Origin of the sequence: Enterococcus mediterraneensis (assembly GCF_900604485.1) — a bacterium.
Taxonomy (GTDB): Bacteria; Bacillota; Bacilli; order Lactobacillales; family Enterococcaceae; genus Enterococcus_C; species Enterococcus_C mediterraneensis.
In genome coordinates, this window is the sequence record NZ_UWOP01000001.1 from 1,505,694 (window position 1) to 1,523,991 (window position 18,298).

Sequence of the window (18,298 nt, forward strand, 5' to 3'; positions counted from 1 at the left end):
ATAGGTAAAGATGTTAAAAGAGAAGAGGAAAAATTGTGCGGGTAATGTTTATTGGTGATGTAGTCGGTGCGCTTGGCCGTAAAACATTAGAAGAATATGTTCCAAAATTAAAAAAGAAGTTCCGTCCGCAAGTCACGATATGTAATGGGGAGAATGCCGCCTCAGGACGCGGGATCACAGGAAAAATCTATAAAAAATTTTTACAAGATGGTGTTGATGTAGTTACTCTTGGAAACCACACGTGGGACAATCGGGATATTTTTGAGTTTATCGGAGATGCCAAGAAAATGATCCGGCCGGCGAATTTTCCAGAAGGAACTCCGGGAATGGGCATGGTCTTCGTTAAAGTCAATCAATTAGAGCTAGCGGTCATCAATTTGCAAGCTCGGACTTTTATGGTGGATATCGACGATCCTTTCAAAAAAATCGACGAGTTATTAGCGATCGCCCAAGCACGTACACCATTGATCTTCGTTGATTTCCATGGCGAGACTACAAGTGAAAAACAAGCGATGGGCTGGTATCTGGACGGGCGAGTGTCGGCAGTTGTCGGTACCCATACCCATGTCCAAACAAATGATGCTCGGATCTTGCCGAAAGGAACTGCCTATCTGACAGATGCTGGTATGACCGGTCCTTATGATGGTATTTTAGGCATGAAGCGGGAACCGATCATCGAAAAATTTATAACAGCATTGCCGCAACGATTCGAGGTAGTCGAAAGCGGACGTACGATTTTATCTGGCTGTATCGTGGAAATCAATGAAAAGACTGGACATGCAACATTGATCCAGCCGATCCAAATCAGTGATGATCGACCATTTGATGAATAGGATGAAACCAATGAATGCATTGAATCAAGAACCCCAAGTAAAAGCGGAACTGGAGAAACTGACCGCTTTGCTTGCCGAACATGAGAGTATCCAAGCATTTAAAGAAATCGAAACAAAAGTGAAGAACAATCAAAACCTGCAGAAACTGGAAGAAAAGATCAAGCAGGCGCAAAAAGACGCGGTCAATTTTGCTCATTATGGCAAACCGGAAGCGGAAAAACAAGCCATCGCTGAGATCGAGCAAGCGACAGCAGAATATGACGAGCATCCATTAGTGATCGCTTATCGGGAAAAATTATTGGAAGCAAACGATCTATTGCACTTTGTGACAGATTCGATCCAAAAGCAAATCAATGAAGCAATCGAGGAGGAAGGTTCTAATGCCTCAAAAGACTAAAAATACTCCTATGATGGAGCAATATCTTAAAATCAAAGCGCAATACAAAGACGCGTTTTTATTCTATCGTTTAGGGGATTTCTATGAAATGTTCTATGAAGATGCCATTAAAGCGGCACAGATCTTAGAACTGACTCTGACCAGCCGCAACCGCAATGCGGACGATCCTATTCCTATGTGCGGTGTGCCTTATCATGCGGCACAAGGTTATATCGATACATTGATCGAACAAGGCTATAAAGTCGCTATCTGCGAACAGGTGGAAGATCCTAAGACCGCTAAAGGCATGGTGAAACGGGAAGTCGTCCAATTAGTGACACCGGGAACGGTAATGGAAAGCAAAGGTCTTGCTGCTAAAGACAATAATTTTCTGACAGCATTGACATTTACCGGCAACGAATACGGATTTGCCTACGTTGATCTCAGCACCGGCGAATTAAAAGCTACAGTGTTGAAAGATGAAGAAGCAATCATCAATGAAGCATCGGCGCTGCAAACCAAAGAGATCGTCTTTGGCAGTGAGATCAGCGAAACATTGAAAAAAACGCTGAAAGAACGTTTGAATCTGGTTTTTTCTCAACAAGAAACCTTGGAAGAAAACGCCGAATTTCAATTTCTGACCAGTGATCTATCGAATCCTGTTGAAAAAGAAGTCGCCGGCAAACTATTGTGTTACCTTTCTATCACGCAAAAACGCAGTCTGGCGCATTTGCAAAAGGCTGTCGAATATCAGCCGGATCACTATTTGAAGATGGACTATTATTCCAAATTCAATCTGGAATTGAGCCAGTCGATCCGTACCGGCAAAAAACACGGTACGCTGTTATGGCTGTTGGATGAAACAAAGACCGCGATGGGCGGACGTTTATTGAAACAATGGCTGGATCGGCCGTTGATCCAGAAACAAGCGATCCTTGCCCGACAGGCGATGGTCGCTTCCTTATTGAACAGCTACTTTGAACGGATGGACTTGCAGGAGAACCTGACGAAAGTCTATGACTTGGAGCGGTTGGCAGGACGGGTCGCCTTTGGAAATGTGAATGGCCGCGACCTGATCCAACTGAAGACTTCTCTTCAACAAGTACCATTGATCCGCGAGTTGCTGTTAGGGATCAACCAAGGAGAATGGAACGAACTTTTGGTGTCTTTAGAGCCGATGGAGGATCTGGTAGAGCTGATCGAACAAGCCATCAACGAAGAAGCGCCATTGCAGATCACAGAAGGCAACGTCATCAAAGACGGCTTTGACGAAACATTGGACAACTATCGTTTAGCTATGAAAAACGGCAAACGCTGGTTGGCGGAATTAGAGGCGAAAGAACGGACAGAGACCGGTATCAAAAATTTGAAAGTCGGCTTCAATCGAGTATTCGGCTATTATATCGAGATCACTAAAGCCAATTTAGGAAATCTAGCTGAAGGACGCTATGAGCGTAAACAAACACTGGCCAATGCCGAACGTTTCATCACACCGGAGCTGAAAGAACTGGAAACCCAGATCTTGGAAGCAGAAGAAAAATCCGTCGATCTGGAGTATCGCTTGTTCTTGAACGTCCGGGAAACAATCAAAGAAGCTATCGAACGGCTGCAACGATTGGCAAAATCATTGAGCGCGGTAGACGTGCTGCAAAGTTTTGCCCAAATCGCTGAACGCTATCAATATGTTCAACCGACTTTTGCCCAAGAATTGAACATCGTGGAAGGTCGACATCCGGTTGTGGAAAAAGTATTGGGCCATCAAGAATATATCCCAAACTCCATCAAGATGGATCAAGAAACACTGATTTTATTGATCACTGGACCGAATATGTCAGGGAAAAGCACGTATATGCGACAGTTGGCGCTGACCGTCATCATGGCGCAAATGGGCAGCTTTGTACCGGCAGAATCAGCACAACTGCCGATCTTTGACCGGATATTCACCCGGATCGGTGCCAGCGATGATCTGATCGCCGGACAAAGTACATTTATGGTGGAAATGATGGAAGCCAACCAAGCATTGCGGCACGCCACGCCTAACAGCCTGATTTTATTCGATGAACTGGGACGGGGAACCGCGACTTATGACGGAATGGCGCTGGCACAAGCCATCATTGAATATATCCATAAAGAGGTCAAAGCCAAGACCCTTTTCTCCACTCACTATCATGAGCTGACTGTCTTAGATGAAGAACTGCCCCACTTGCGCAACAATCATGTGGGCGCTGTGGAAAAAGACGGAGAAGTTGTCTTTCTGCATAAAATGATGGAAGGACCTGCAGATAAAAGTTACGGGATCCACGTAGCGAAAATCGCAGGTCTGCCGATCCAATTATTAGAACGGGCGGCAACGATCTTAAAAGGGCTGGAAGAATCAACGCCGAAAACTTCCACCGGCAATCAGCCAACAGTAACCGAAGAACCGGAACAGATCTCTTTGTTCAATGAAGTTTCCACCAACGAATTAAGTGTGATCGATACTGTCAAAAAACTGAATCTATTGGAAATGACACCAATGGAAGCATTAAATACGCTGTACGAGCTGCAAAAACGAATTTAGAAAGAAGGGCCGTTTATGGGGAAAATCCAAGAATTATCGGAACGTCTTGCCAATCAGATCGCTGCCGGAGAAGTTGTGGAACGGCCTGCTTCTGTTGTGAAAGAATTAGTGGAAAATGCGCTGGATGCCGGCAGTACCCAGATCGATATCCTGATTGAAGAAGCCGGATTGCGGAAGATCCAAGTAACCGATAACGGTGAAGGTATCGCAGAAGACGATGTGGAAAATGCGTTTAAACGCCATGCTACCAGCAAGATCCACAATAGAGACGATCTTTTCCGGATTCGTACACTGGGGTTTCGAGGGGAGGCGCTGCCTAGTATCGCCTCTGTTTCCGAGGTCACAGTGGAAACCGCACTGCAAGGAGCGGAACAAGGGACTTTCTTAAAATTAAAAGGCGGCAGTGTGATGGAACATACGCCCTCTGCGCTGCGTCAAGGTACTAAGATCACAGTGGAAAACCTCTTTTTCAATACGCCGGCTCGTTTGAAATATGTCAAATCGCTGCAAACAGAATTGGCGAATATTGGGGATATCGTCAATCGCCTAGCACTGAGCCATCCGACCGTTGCTTTTCGTCTGGTTCATGACGGCAACAAAATGCTTTCGACTGCCGGAAATGGTGATCTGAAACAAACAATTGCCGGGATCTACGGCATCAGCACAGCTAAAAAGATGCTGAAAATCCAAGCAGACGATCTGGATTTCAAGATCAACGGGTATGTTTCTTTACCGGAAGTCACGCGCGCCAGCCGTAATTATTTGTCTACGATCATCAATGGCCGCTATATCAAAAATTTTGCTTTAAATAAAGCAATCGTTAACGGCTACGGATCGAAACTGATGATCGGCCGTTTCCCTATCGCGGTGATCGAGATCGAAATGGATCCGTTGTTGGTGGATGTCAATGTGCATCCTACCAAACAGGAGGTCAGACTTTCCAAAGAAAAAGAACTGACGGCACTTCTCAGTAAAGCGATCAATGACGCGCTGAAAGAAGAGAACCTGATCCCAAATGCTGCGGATAATCTAGGATTCAAAACCAAAGTCAAAGAAGAAAAAGCGGAACAGTTGGCGATCGATCTGCCGGATGCAAAAAATTCGACAGGTCTTTCCTATGATGCTGTCAGCGGAAAATTCTTTGTCTCGGAGAGTTATCAACAAACTGTGGAAAACCCTGTGGACAATGCTGTGGATGAAGGTGAAAAAACACAAAATAGTTTTTCACAAGAAGCAGGATCTGAACCGGTTTCGTCAACAGATGTCTCTTATGAAAGCAGCGAACAGTCAGCAGAATCGGAAGAAACAGCCGCTGCTAATACTGAAACATATTTTGAAGAAACGGAAGCGAAACTCCATCCGGAATTTGATCTTGCCAATAAAGATTGTGAAAAATTATTGGTGAAAGCTTTGGAAGAAACGGAAACAAAACCAGCGGAACGTTTTCCTCATTTGGAGTATTTTGGTCAGATGCATGGGACCTATCTCTTTGCCCAAAGCAATGAAGGGCTCTACATCATTGATCAGCATGCCGCTCAAGAGCGAATCAAATATGAATATTTCCGGGAAAAGATCGGCGATGTTACCAATGATCTGCAAGAATTGCTGGTGCCGTTTGTTTTGGATTATCCAAATAGTGACGCGCTGAAATTAAAAGAGCAGAAAGAGCTGCTGGAAAATGTCGGGATCTATTTGGAAGAGTTCGGCGCCAACAGCTTTATTGTGCGGGCACATCCAGTGTGGTATCCAAAAGGTCAGGAAGAATCGATCATTCGGGAAATGATCGATATGCTGCTGACCACCGGCACAGTCAGTGTCAAGAAATTCCGTGAAGCAACAGCGATCATGATGAGCTGTAAACGGTCCATCAAAGCCAATCATTATTTGAATGAGATGCAGGCAAGGGTCTTGCTGCAGGATTTGGCAGAATGTGAAAATCCGTTCAACTGCCCGCATGGTCGGCCAGTGCTGATCCATTTCACCAACAGCGACATGGAAAAAATGTTTAAACGAATCCAAGATCCACACAAAACAAAGGAGACGATGTAATGGCAATCATTTTAGCTTCACAATCCCCCCGACGCAAAGAGCTGTTGGGGCAGATCGTGGAGGATTTCAGCATAGAGCCCGCCGATATCGACGAGACGATCCATGAAAAAGACCAGCCGCAAGAATACGTGCAACGGATGGCAAAAACCAAAGCGGCAGTTGTCTCTGAGCATCATCCAGAGGATTTAGTGATCGCTTGTGATACGATTGTGGTAGCGGATGGCAAGATACTGGGGAAACCGAAAAATTCCGCAGAGGCATTTGCTATGTTGAAAAGATTGAGCGGCCGCATGCACCACGTTTACACCGGAGTAGTCTTGCGCAAAGACAAGCAAATCGAAAGCGCGATCGTTCCAGCAAAAGTCCTCTTTTTTGATTTGACAGACGAGGAAATTAAAAAATATTTAAAGACAGGCGAATACAGCGATAAAGCCGGTGCCTATGGAATACAGGGTAAAGCTGGTGTTTTTGTGAAAAAGATCGATGGTGATTATTACAGTATCGTCGGGTTCCCAACAGGAGTCGTCTATCAAATGCTGAAAAAATTCACCCCAGTCTCAAACTAAATAAGTCTCAAAAGGAGTGGGAAAATTGGCTGAATATACCAAAGAAGAATTGAAAAAACGTTTGTCCCCGATGGAATATGCCGTGACCCAAGAAAACGCGACAGAACGGCCCTTTACAGGCGAATATGATGATTTTTACGAAAAAGGTATTTATGTAGATGTCATCAGCGGCGAGCCGCTGTTTTCTTCGACTGCGAAATACGACGCCGGCTGTGGCTGGCCGTCTTTCACCCAGCCAATCGCTCGAAAAGAGATCAAAGAAAAAGCGGACTTTTCTCATGGAATGCACCGCGTTGAAGTCAGAAGCAAAGAGACTGATGCCCATCTTGGCCATGTCTTCACAGACGGGCCGCAAGACAAAGGCGGTCTGCGTTATTGCATCAATTCAGCCGCTTTGCGATTTATCCCATACGAAGAGATGGACGAACAAGGATACAGCGAATATAAACAATATGTTGAATAACAATCAGAAGACGGGTCCTTTGACCCGTCTTTTTTGCATATTAAAATGCTCATGTTTTTTCAAGGCAGCATAAAAATCGAGAAATCAGCCTGTGTGCTGTTTTTCGCAGTCTCTTAAAAGCGTGTGCGGATTGCGTAATAAACTGCCAGAAAGCTAATCAACTTAGAGAATACAGTTGATCATTAAGAGGAATATTGCTTACTTATATTTCAGATATCATTTTAGAATTGTTGTGGTTTTTTTAATAATCATTAATATAAATTAAGTTATTTTATTTGGTAGAATGCCTAAATGTTCTTGACTATTTTTTCGCAGTCCTTTATTATCCTAATAACCATCTTAAATCAGAATTTTCAGAATATTTTAAAATCAATTGTTGTTTTAGGGAAAGGATGAATAAATTGAGTAAAGAAGTTAAATGGAACGGGCAGCCAAATCAAGAGGCGATTGCTCTATTAAAACAAAAAGGAAAACTCATCGTTTGTCCAACAAAAGTCGGTTATATCGTTGCTGTTTCCGATAAAGAAGGGCTGGAAAGAAAGTTTTCCGCAAAAAATCGCAAACGAAACAAGCCGGGAGTTGTTTTGTGCAGTTCTCTTGAACAATTGCATGAATTGGCAGAAGTAACCAGCGAAATTGCTGCCGTCTACCAAGAATGTTGGGAAAAAGATATCCTCTTTGGAGCGATCCTTCCTTGGAAAGAAACTGGGAAAGCCTATATCCCGCAAGATGGTTCTGATGAACTAATGACAGATGCTCGCGGAACAAGCTGCTTTGTTATCAAATTTGGTGTTCCAGGAGAACAGATCTCTAAAGAATTATGGGAACAAGAGAAAAAATTGCTTTTTGCCAGCTCAGCAAATCCGTCCGGTAAGGGAAATCGAGGTTTAGTTGAAGGAATCGGTGAAAGAATCGCGAATGAAGCAGATTTGATCATTGAAGGAAACGATTATGTCGCTTCGATCCAACCGGACAAGACCATTGAAACACGCTATGAACAAGGTGTCATGGTTTCTTTTGTAGATAAAGAGGGAAAACTGATCCCTGAACAAGGAACAGCCCGCTCGGTCACTCCAGCACCTGTCTTGATCCGAAAAGGTTTGGCTGTCGATAAGATTCAAGGGATTTTATCTGAACATTTCAATTCATGGGATTATCGTCATGGAGAGTATTACTAAACAATCTTTGTTATTTTCTTCAATCTTCTGTTATGAATAAAGAAGTATGCGCAATTATTTTGTAATAGTTTAATATGGCTGCACGCAAAGAAAGAGGTGCTTTCTATTTTAATAGGAAACAGTCTCTTTTTTGTCGCGGGAACTTATGATACAATAAGGGGAACATATGTACAGAAAGGGACAGAACATGTACGAATATATCATCGGTACCGTTACCGCTATCAATCCAGCTTATTTGGTATTGGAAACGCAAGGGATCGGCTATCAGATCGCATTAGGAAATCCTTACCGTTACAGCGGAAAAATCAATCAGGCAGTAAAAATCTATGTCCATCAAGTGATCCGAGAAGACGCGCACCTGCTTTACGGTTTTGGTAAATTAGAAGAAAAGCAGCTGTTCTTGCGTTTGATCAGTGTATCAGGGATCGGTCCAAAAAGTGCATTGGCTATCATGGCTAATGAAGAACACGATGGTATGATCGCAGCAATCGAAAATAGTGATGTGACGTACTTGACTAAGTTTCCCGGTGTCGGTAAAAAAACCGCACAGCAGATGATCCTTGATCTGAAAGGGAAGTTGGGGGAACTTGCCAGTGATCTGCCGCTTTCACCAACAGTTGCAGTAAATCAAGCTAAGGAAGAAGCGCTAGCGGCATTATCAGCATTAGGATACAGCGACAAAGAGATCAAACGTATCAGCAAACAACTGACAGAAGATCAAAGCAAATCCACAGATGAATATTTGCGAGAAGCATTGAAACTAATGATGAAGAAGTAAGGAGGCATAATCAATGACAGATGAACGGATCGTTTCGCCGGAAACGACAGATACAGAAGCAATCATTGAAAAATCGCTGCGTCCTCAATTTCTTTCGCAATATATCGGGCAAGACAAGGTCAAAAAAGAGCTGCGGATCTATATCGAAGCGGCAAAAAATCGCGAAGAATCACTGGATCACGTGCTGCTTTATGGGCCTCCAGGATTAGGAAAAACCACGATGGCGATGGTGATCGCCAATGAAATGGGTGTCAACATCCGAACAACCAGCGGGCCTGCCATTGAACGTCCGGGAGATCTGATCGCGATTTTAAATGAATTAGAACCGGGAGATCTACTCTTTATCGATGAGATCCATCGGTTGCCGCGGGTAGCAGAAGAAATGCTTTACTCGGCCATGGAAGATTTTTATGTGGATATCATGGTAGGACAAGGAACCACTGCCCATCCGGTCCATTTCCCGTTACCGCCTTTTACCTTGGTGGGAGCAACCACAAGAGCCGGCATGCTGTCGGCGCCTTTGCGAGATCGATTCGGGATCATCAGCCATATGGAATACTATCAAGAGAAAGATCTAAAGGAGATCGTGTTGCGTTCTGCGGATATTTTTCAAACAGAGATCGTGACTACCGGTGCTGTGGAGATCGCCCGTCGTTCCCGCGGCACCCCGCGGATCGCCAATCGCCTGTTGAAACGGGTACGGGACTTTGCCCAAGTCCAAGCCGATGGTGTGATCGATCAATTGATCGCAGACAAAGCATTGGGCTTGTTACAAGTAGATAAAGCAGGATTGGATTATGTGGATCAGAAATTGATAAAAACCATGATCGAAATCTACGGCGGCGGGCCGGTGGGGCTGAGTACATTATCCGTCAATATCGGTGAAGAAACAGAGACCGTTGAAGATATGTATGAACCTTACTTGATCCAAAAAGGCTTTTTGAAACGCACACCGCGAGGACGAATCGCCACGGCCCTTGCTTATGAGCATTTCGGGTACTCCTACCAATTATCAGAATAAGAGGGAGCTAAACTTATGGCAGAAGGAAATCAGACAAAAAGAGCGATCGCAAAAGCGTTGATCGCATTGACTGAAGAAAAACCTTACGCAAAAATCAGCGTCCAAGATATTTCCAGAAAAGCTGAGATCAACCGACAAACGTTTTACTATCACTTTTCTGATAAAGATGAATTGCTGCGTTGGCTCTACCTTCATGATTCCCTGAAATATTTGACTTCGTCAGAACTTTCGATCGGTAATTGGGAAGAGCAGGCGTTGAAGATGTTGAAACGGATGAAAGAAAAAGGCGACTTTTATACAACAACAGTCGCAAATAGTCGTGATATTTTGGTGAAGGAATTTTCACTGATCGTAGCGAAACTTTTTCGGAAATTATTCGAACAGGTGGACGTGGAAGGTGTACTGACAGACAAAGATAAAGACTTTTACGGTCGATTTTTCGCTTACGGCTGCAGTGGCGTACTGCTGAATTGGATCACAGAAGGCTATCAGGAAACACCGCTAGAGATCGCTACACAGCTGTTTCAATTAGCAAAAGATGTCGAATTCTTTTCCATTCGTTTGTACCAAAGCGAAGAGTAGGAGGCTGGTTACATGAAAATTTTATTCGTTTGTTTAGGAAATATCTGTCGTTCACCAATGGCAGAAGGGCTATTACGAAAACGCGCCGCTGAAAGAGATATTCCGCTGACAGTGGACTCGGCAGCTACCAGCAGATGGGAAGTAGGCAATCCGCCATATCCGGGAACACAAGAAGTTCTACGAAAAGCAGGAGTGGATTTCTCCATGATGCGGGCACGACAGATCACTGAAGATGATTTTTACCGCTTTGATTATATCATCGGTATGGATCAAAACAATCTGCAGGATCTAAAAGCAATCGCTCCAAAAGAAACAAAAGAAAAAATCTTTTTATATATGAACATTGTTCCTGGAAAAGAGCAGACAGCAATACCTGATCCTTGGTATACAGGGGATTTTCAAGAAACATATGAGATGCTGACAGAAGGTTTGGACAAATGGCTGGATTTATTTGAAAAAGATGCTAAGTAAAAAAAGAGCCATTAATAATCGACGATGCTTGAGTTCTGCTGTCGATTTCATTAAAATAGAGTCATAGACGCTTGTTTACTTGCAGCAGAAAGGAGTTTGCAATGGAAAAAAAATCGAAGATCAAAAAGATTCGGCAACTGGTTGCGCTTACCTCAAACACATTGTTGGACACATTTTTAAGTGATAATGCAGATGATCGTTTACAAGAAAAAATTTCGGTTGAAATGCAAGCTGCTGCTAAAAAAGCCGCTCGTCAACATAGTCTAGTCGTACTACAAGTAACAAACAACAAATCAGAACGAAAATTCGAGACGATTTCCGGCTGGTTCATTTCAAAAAATAAAGATAAAAAACAGCTGATGATCAAGTTGCAAAATGATCCGCAGCAGATTCGGATGGTACCTTTAGCGGCTGTTCGGAAACTGACGATCCTTGCTCCTAATGGACGACAAGAAGTCATTTCCCGTTAAAAATACTACATTAAGAACGCTCCTGTGAGTTTCCAGTGAACTCATGGGAGTTTTTTGTTTCCATCTAGCTATCCCCTTTGTACCTCCTTTGACTGAGAAGAAGGAGTATACTATTGTTTAGTTGATCAAGGAGTTAAGCAGTTCGATTTCATAGCTCTTGGTCAATCATTGAATGAGCGAATCAGAAAAGAGGAAAAGAAATGGATATAGTCGTATTAGCTGGCGGATTAAGTGATGAACGGGAAGTGTCGTTGTCTTCCGGCAGTCAGATCGCCAATGCGCTGATGGCAAACGGTCATCGAGTGTTATTGATGGATATTTACGATGGGATAGCAGATTGCCAACATTTTCAAACTGCATACGAGCGTTATCAGGTTGAAACTTATCGTCATGTGATTGCAGAAGAAGCCCCGGATCTTGAAAAATTAAAAAAAGATTCCACTGATCTAGTTGGACCCAATGTGATCGATATCTGTAAATCATGCGATATGGTATTTTTGGCATTGCATGGCGGGATCGGTGAAAATGGACAATTACAGGCTTTATTCGATATTTACGGCATCAACTATACGGGTTCCGGCTATAAAAGCAGTTTGCTGGCGATGGATAAAAAAATTTCAAAAGAATTGATGGTTTATCATGGGATCAAGACGGCAAAATGGCAGGTAGTGACTCGCGAAACGAACATCGAAGAGATCCAATTACCGGCTGTCATCAAACCCAATGACAATGGCTCTAGTATCGGTGTGGAAATCGTGGAAGATCAGAAGCAGTTGGAACATTCATTGGAAAAAGCGCATCAATATGGAGATACTGTTTTAGTAGAAGAAAAAATTACGGGTCGAGAATTTTCTGTGGGGATCTTAGGGAATAATGTATTGCCGATCATTGAATTGATCCCTAAAGAAGGTTTCTATGATTATAAAAACAAATACCAGCAAGGTTTGACAGAGGAAGTCACACCGGCAAAATTACCCCAATCATTGACAGAAAAGATGCAGAAAACAGCCTGGCATGTCCATCAAATGTTGGGGTTGTCTGTTTATTCCCGTGTCGACTTTATGATGAATGATGCAGGCGAATTATATGTGATCGAGGCTAATTCATTGCCAGGAATGACTCCTGCCAGCCTGCTGCCGCAAGAAGCAGAAGCTGCCGGTATCTCTTATAATGAATTGTGTGAAAAAATCGTTCAGCTTTCTTACGAGAGATTTACCAATAAATAAAAAAATACCCGCCAGCGTCAGGCTGGCGGGAAAAGGGAGTAAAAAAATGAAAAAGTGTTTTGTTAGGGTTATTTATTGGGATGAGTAAACTATAACTGGAAAATGTGAAAAAAACGTGACGTTTCTATTTCAAAAAAGTAAACATCGCAAAATAAACGAAAAAAAATACCCGCCAGTGGGTAGCTGGCGGGAAGGAGTTAAAAATGAAAAAGTGTTAGTTAGGGTTGTTTGTTGGTATGCTTATATAATAAGCAGTAAATGTGAATAATTTGTGACTAAAACCTTGGAAAGTTGTTAAGAATTGCAAATCTTTTATTGATCGATCAGTTAAGATCTAAATCAGATGCGGCAAACGTATCGCCATGTTCCAAGTCGCCGTATTGATAGCCTCGTTCAAACCAAGCGACTCGCTGAGCTGAAGTACCATGAGTAAAACTATCAGGTACGACATAGCCTTGCGCTTGTTTTTGCAAGGTGTCATCACCGATCTGGTTGGCTGCAAAGACAGCTTCATTGATGTCGCCAGCTTCTAGGATCGGTTGACCTTTATAGGTCTCACCGGCGAGATATTTGGCAAAACAACCGGCAAAATAATCGGCCTGTAATTCTTGACGGACGCTGTACTTATTGTATTCTTTTTCTGATACTTGCTGGCGGATTTTTTCCATTTGCTCGGCGATCCCCAGTTCATATTGGACGTGGTGTCCTACTTCGTGAGCGATCACATAGGCCATCGCAAAATCTCCCGTAGCCCCGAAGTTATTAGATAATTCATCCGCAAAGCTCAGATCCAGATAGACTTTTTGATCACCTGGACAATAGAATGGCCCGATAGCGGAACTGGCTTGTCCGCAAGCTGAACGGACGCTGCCGGTATATAAGACAAGTGTCGGGTTCGTGTAGTCAAGATTGTAAGTGTCAAAGGTTTCATTCCAATAGTCTTCTAAATGGGCAAAAACGACAGAAGCAAATTCCGAGGCTTCGTCATCGGCTGGAGCCGTTTGCTGTTGTTGGACGACTGTCGTATCATAGCCGCCACCGCCAGCTCCTTGGCCTCCTAGAATAGAACCGAGATCGACGTTGCCGCCAGAAAAAAGCAACGAGATGATAACAAAAATAATCATACCGATACCACCGCCGCCAAGCAGCCCTCCAGGGATCGAAGAGGAACCAGAACCGCGGCGATCTTCTACATTTGAACTTTGGCGCTCGCCTTTCCAACGCATATCATCACATCCTTATTGATTTATTGCGGTATATAGATTGCGAAGTGTCTTGTAAAGTACAATAGATTGTTCGTCCTCTCCAGAGTAATCCCATAAGAAAACGTTGAGATCCGGATACGTATTTTTCAATAGCAGCGAAGAACTGATCACAAGATCATACTCTCCTTTATGTTGTTCATCATAAGGTGATACATCCACAAAGTGAAGGTCTTCCAAAAATTGATAGAGATTCTTGACTAACAGATAGTTGTGTTCTAGAGCGATACCGACAGTGACTTTTTGCGATGTTTTCGCACGATCGTAAAGAGGCAGCAGCACATCTTTAAAGGCTTTAGTGATCAATAACTGTGTCTGGTCATTGATATAGGCATAATCAGGTGTTTCTTTATACGTATCAAAGAATTCAAAGATCTTTTCTTCCATTTCGTGGACAAAAGCATCTTTTTTCCGAGGTGCGACTACCAGACGCTGGATGATCGGGAAGGGCTGTTTAAATACATAAAAAGCAAAACTGATATTCAGCAGATTCCCCCAGACGATCGGCTGATCCAAGACTTCCGGATTGTCTTGGAAATAGGTTTCCTTAGCAAAAGCGATAAATGATTCCACCATCGGATAGACAGGGTTTTCTCGGCTGGAGAAATCTGTGATCGTCTGTTGCAATGAAGGATCATCTTCACGAGTATAGAAAGGTACGAAATGAGCTAAAAAGTAGATGAAACTTGTTTCGGCTTTGTTTTGTCGTGTTGTCAATTGACCGTCAAAATGCTTGTTCAAACGATTGAAATCGTAATAAGGATTTTTTTGCATCAAGAAATTGTATGCAGAATCATATTTGACGAATTGCTGTTTGCTGATTCGTGAGAGGAAGATCGCCGCAAAATACCGCAACTCTAAGCGACCCAAATAAGTTCGACTCAATGGAAAATATTCTGAGAACTCGGTCACCAATGCTTCTGCTTTTTCTTCAGAAACAGCAAAGGGCCAATCCAATCCTCGTGCACCTAACCAGATCATATTGAACAACGCTAAACGAACCATCCGTTCATCGCCGACGATCCCAGCTTCAGTATAAGTGAAACGGATATGGAAAGTCTTCAAATGTCTTTTTAACTTGTCGATTTTACGGGCAACAGTCGAACGGCTGGACTCATAGCGTGTACAGAAATCATCGATCGTCGGGTTTTCTTCATTTAGAAAATATAAAACAAATTGGAATGGGATCGAGTGTTTCAAGAGATAGTACCGATAATTATCTAAGCTGCAGGACAGATTGAGACAGTTTAGTTTTCCGGCTCCGATGAAAATCGACTGATGGTTAGGATCGATCTCAGATAATTCTGTGTCGATTTCCGTCAGGTCAATGACCGTTTGTTGATAATTCAAATCCATTTCGCTAGCTAATTGTGATATCGGATAACTGGGGCGACCAACTGCCATAAGATTTTTAAACAACCGATACTTCATTAAAGTAGACGAATCCATTATTAACTCTTCATATAACATAAAAACACCTTCCTATACCTTACTCCTTAATAATATTGTATCTTTTTTTTTGATAACTGTCAGTTGACAGGACTATAAAGGACTTTTGCGTGCAAAAGCCTGATTTATTTCGCCTTTTTACTAAATACGCTCCAAATCAGCCCAACCACAAAGCCGACAGCAGCTGGAACGATCCAGCCCATACCGATAGTGAAAAACGGCAGATATTTTTCAGCGATAGAAAGCAGTGAGTCAACCAAACTCAAATTTCTGACAGCAGCCGGGGCAGCGTTCAATCCATCCAAGATGGAGGCGATGAATGTAAAATAAGTGGTCAGACGGTAGACGATTCCTTCGTGTTTGAACAATGGGCTGAGCAGTGCCAATAAGATCAGCGTGATAGCCAATGGGTAAACAAACATCAAGACCGGCGTCGAAAATTCAATGATCTTAGTCAAACCGACATTTGCGAAAATACCAGGTAGAAGACTGGCGATCCCAACAAATAAAGCGTAGCTTCTGCTAGGTAAAAGCTCGACAAAGGTTTCAGCAAAAGCTGTGATCAAACCGATCGCTGTTTTTAAACAAGCGATGATCACAATAAAAGCCAACAACAAACTGCCGGTTTTTCCTAAATAAAACGAAGCGATTTGCGCAAGAGCAATTCCGCCGTTTTCGCTGATGGGGAATTTTCCTAAGCTCATAGTTCCCATGAAAGAAAGCAGTGTATAAATGATCCCCATCAATAAAATACTGATAGAACCGGATTTTACGGTATCGATTGCGATGGTTGCCGGTTTTACAACGCCCATATTTTTGATCGTGGTAACAATAATGATCCCAAATGCCAGTGAAGCTAAGGCATCTAACGTATTATAGCCTTGAGTGATGCCGGTGAAAAATGGATGTGCTTGATAGCTTTCTACGACAGGGGCTGTTGTGATTTCCCCCATTGGTTGAAGAAAAGCCAGTAACAGCAAAAATCCTAATAACAGTAAAAACAAGGGATTCATGAATTTTCCTACGTAATCAAGGATCTTGGTGGGTTTGCGGGAAAACCACCATGCGACACCAAAAAACAAAATACTGAACACAGCCAGCATGATCGGCTGTGATTCCGCAGCAAGAAATGGGGCGACCCCAATCTCAAAGGAAGTCGTCGCTAAGCGGGGCAAAGCGAAAAAAGGACCGATTACTAGATAAAGAAGGATCGTAAAGATCATCCCATAGCGCTTGTTGACCCGTGTTGCCAGATCATAGACACCGCTGCTTTGGGACATACCGATGGCGATCACCCCTAAAAAAGGCAGTCCGATACCAGTGATCAAAAAGCCAAGATTGGCTAATGTGATCGCCTGTCCGGCTTCTTGCCCCATATGCACAGGGAAGATCAGATTACCCGCTCCAAAAAACAAACCGAACAGCATCGAACCGATAAATAAATAATCTTTTAATCTCAGTTTTTTCTCCATATTCTGTACTCCATAGTAAAGTATTTTTCCTAAAATAACAAAAGAAAATAAGTTGTGTCATGATATTTCTAACAGGCCGGTAAATTGAAAATCCACAGAACCAAAATTCATTAGATGCTTCTATCACAACAAGTACTGCTAGTGATTCTTTTCAAATTTAAAATAATAGATGATCCACAGCAAAACGAACCATAATGGTGTCACTAAAGCTGAAAGACGTGTTTCAGGTGAGAATAATAAAATGCCGGCAATGAAAAGTAAAAACGCAAATATCAAGTAATTGCTTAATGGATATAACGGCATCTTAAATGGATGCTGTTTCTTTCCCCGCATACTGCGGCGGTATTTCATGTGGGTGAAGACTAAAACGCCCCAAACAAAAAGGAAACACGTTGTTGCGATACTAGTGACTATCGTAAATACTTGGTCTGGCATAAAGTAATTCAAGACAACGGCCACAAAGATGACCAGCGCAGAAGTGAATAAAGCTTTTCCAGGGACTTTATGTGAAGTCAGTTTGGTAAATGAAGCAGGCGCACTGCCTTCTTGCGCTAGTGATAACAACATTCGTCCGGTACTGTAGATGGCGCTATTGCAGGCAGAAGCGGCCGCACTTAAAACCACGACATTAATGACAGTGGCTGCGGCGGTGATCCCGATTTCGGAAAAAACTTCGACAAAAGGACTCTCACTGGTGACTAAACTGTCCCATGGATAGATCGCCATGATAGCAAGCAGGGAACCGATATAAAAAAGAATGATCCGGATAGGAATATTATTGATAGCTTCCGGCAGCACTTTTTTAGGATTTTCCGTTTCACCGGCGACCAGACCCACTAATTCGATCCCGACAAATGCAAAAGTAACCATTTGGAAAGAAAGTAAAAAGCCGTTTGTTCCTTTAGGAAACCAGCCGCCATGGCTCCAGATATTTGAGATCTTTACTGGTCCCATCGATGTTTGATAGCGAGTCACTACCATATAGGCTCCTACTGCGATCAGTGCCACGATTGCCACGACTTTGATCAATGCAAACCAGAACTCCAATTCACCAAATAAAGAAACTGCGATCAGATTCAACGACAACAACAGGACTAACGCGATGATCTCCGGCAGCCATTGGGGGAGATTGGGCAGCCAATACTGAGTATATAATCCGATAGCGGTCAAATCAGCCATTGCGATGGAGATCCAGCAAAACCAGTAGGTCCAACCGGTGATGAATGCCCATTTTTTTCCTAGGTACTCAGCGACAAAATCCAAAAAGGAATGATTGTCGACATTTGATAATAATAATTCTCCTAACGCCCGCATGATCAAGAAACAAATACCGCCAGTGATCATGTAAGCTAATAATATTGATGGCCCCGCCAAATGGATCGATTTGCCGGACCCCAGGAAGAGGCCTGTTCCGATCGCTCCGCCAATCGAGATCAGCTGAACATGCCGATTTTTTAAACCACGTTCTAATTCTTGTTTTTCCATAAATTATTCATCCTAACTTTTATCATACCCGCCTATTTTAGCGAAATTTTCAGAAAA

General features: G+C 43.0%; 17 protein-coding genes. 13 read left to right on the plus strand and 4 right to left on the minus strand.

Annotation, left to right across the window (positions count from 1 at the left end; translation table 11 throughout):
• Positions 1–35 precede the first annotated feature (35 nt).
• The 13 genes from EFB00_RS07400 (at position 36) to EFB00_RS07460 (ending at position 12,573) form a co-directional block, all read left to right on the plus strand.
• Positions 36–833 carry a TIGR00282 family metallophosphoesterase gene (locus tag EFB00_RS07400; protein ID WP_122646212.1) on the plus strand — a complete coding sequence of 266 codons (798 nt, stop codon included), beginning with the start codon at positions 36–38 and terminating at the stop codon, positions 831–833.
• Entirely contained in the window at positions 811–1,230 is a 420-nt protein-coding gene (locus EFB00_RS07405; protein WP_206423495.1) for a YlbF/YmcA family competence regulator, read from the plus strand. The genes EFB00_RS07400 and EFB00_RS07405 overlap by 23 nt, the downstream gene beginning before the upstream one ends.
• Positions 1,214–3,769: a DNA mismatch repair protein MutS gene (gene mutS, locus EFB00_RS07410; protein ID WP_122646214.1), complete on the plus strand. Its 2,556-nt coding sequence runs from the start codon at positions 1,214–1,216 to the stop codon at positions 3,767–3,769. Before EFB00_RS07405 ends, mutS begins: the two co-directional genes overlap by 17 nt.
• A 15-nt stretch (positions 3,770–3,784) precedes the next feature.
• The gene (mutL, locus tag EFB00_RS07415; RefSeq protein WP_122646215.1) at positions 3,785–5,818 is read left to right on the plus strand and encodes a DNA mismatch repair endonuclease MutL; all 2,034 of its coding nucleotides are present in this window, start codon (positions 3,785–3,787) and stop codon (positions 5,816–5,818) included.
• Positions 5,818–6,384 (plus strand): Maf family protein, encoded by a 567-nt coding sequence (locus tag EFB00_RS07420; protein WP_122646216.1) that lies wholly within the window; start codon positions 5,818–5,820, stop codon positions 6,382–6,384. The genes mutL and EFB00_RS07420 overlap by 1 nt, the downstream gene beginning before the upstream one ends.
• Before the next feature lie 25 nt (positions 6,385–6,409).
• Entirely contained in the window at positions 6,410–6,847 is a 438-nt protein-coding gene (gene msrB, locus EFB00_RS07425; protein ID WP_122646217.1) for a peptide-methionine (R)-S-oxide reductase MsrB, read from the plus strand.
• A gap of 392 nt (positions 6,848–7,239) precedes the next feature.
• On the plus strand, positions 7,240–8,025 hold the full coding sequence (locus EFB00_RS07430) for an L-threonylcarbamoyladenylate synthase (RefSeq protein ID WP_122646218.1): 786 nt from the start codon (positions 7,240–7,242) through the stop codon (positions 8,023–8,025).
• Between the two features lie 187 nt (positions 8,026–8,212).
• Complete coding sequence (gene ruvA, locus EFB00_RS07435; RefSeq protein WP_122646219.1) at positions 8,213–8,803, plus strand: Holliday junction branch migration protein RuvA; 591 nt, start codon at positions 8,213–8,215, stop codon at positions 8,801–8,803.
• A 13-nt stretch (positions 8,804–8,816) separates the two neighbouring features.
• Positions 8,817–9,824, plus strand: coding sequence for a Holliday junction branch migration DNA helicase RuvB (gene ruvB / locus EFB00_RS07440; RefSeq protein ID WP_122646220.1), 1,008 nt, complete (start codon positions 8,817–8,819; stop codon positions 9,822–9,824).
• 15 nt (positions 9,825–9,839) lie between these two features.
• A complete protein-coding gene (locus tag EFB00_RS07445; RefSeq protein ID WP_122646221.1) occupies positions 9,840–10,406 on the plus strand; it encodes a TetR/AcrR family transcriptional regulator in 567 nt (188 codons plus the stop codon).
• A 12-nt stretch (positions 10,407–10,418) separates the two neighbouring features.
• On the plus strand, positions 10,419–10,877 hold the full coding sequence (locus EFB00_RS07450; protein WP_122646222.1) for a low molecular weight protein-tyrosine-phosphatase: 459 nt from the start codon (positions 10,419–10,421) through the stop codon (positions 10,875–10,877).
• 101 nt (positions 10,878–10,978) lie between these two features.
• Entirely contained in the window at positions 10,979–11,347 is a 369-nt protein-coding gene (locus tag EFB00_RS07455; RefSeq protein WP_122646223.1) for a hypothetical protein, read from the plus strand.
• 200 nt (positions 11,348–11,547) lie between these two features.
• Positions 11,548–12,573, plus strand: a complete 1,026-nt coding sequence (locus tag EFB00_RS07460; RefSeq protein WP_122646224.1) for a D-alanine--D-alanine ligase family protein — start codon at positions 11,548–11,550, stop codon at positions 12,571–12,573.
• Between the two features lie 323 nt (positions 12,574–12,896).
• Here the strand turns inward: EFB00_RS07460 and ypfJ are convergent, their stop codons facing one another.
• The 4 genes from ypfJ to EFB00_RS07480 all read right to left on the minus strand — a co-directional run bounded on the left by ypfJ (position 12,897) and on the right by EFB00_RS07480 (position 18,241).
• Positions 12,897–13,799, minus strand: a complete 903-nt coding sequence (gene ypfJ / locus EFB00_RS07465) for a KPN_02809 family neutral zinc metallopeptidase (protein WP_122646225.1) — start codon at positions 13,797–13,799, stop codon at positions 12,897–12,899.
• 12 nt (positions 13,800–13,811) lie between these two features.
• Positions 13,812–15,305, minus strand: a complete 1,494-nt coding sequence (locus EFB00_RS07470) for a helix-turn-helix domain-containing protein (protein ID WP_122646226.1) — start codon at positions 15,303–15,305, stop codon at positions 13,812–13,814.
• A 104-nt stretch (positions 15,306–15,409) separates the two neighbouring features.
• Positions 15,410–16,756, minus strand: coding sequence for a branched-chain amino acid transport system II carrier protein (gene brnQ, locus EFB00_RS07475; protein WP_122646227.1), 1,347 nt, complete (start codon positions 16,754–16,756; stop codon positions 15,410–15,412).
• Positions 16,757–16,894: 138 nt separating this feature from the next.
• Positions 16,895–18,241 carry an amino acid permease gene (locus EFB00_RS07480; protein WP_122646228.1) on the minus strand — a complete coding sequence of 449 codons (1,347 nt, stop codon included), beginning with the start codon at positions 18,239–18,241 and terminating at the stop codon, positions 16,895–16,897.
• Between the last annotated feature and the right edge of the window lie 57 nt (positions 18,242–18,298).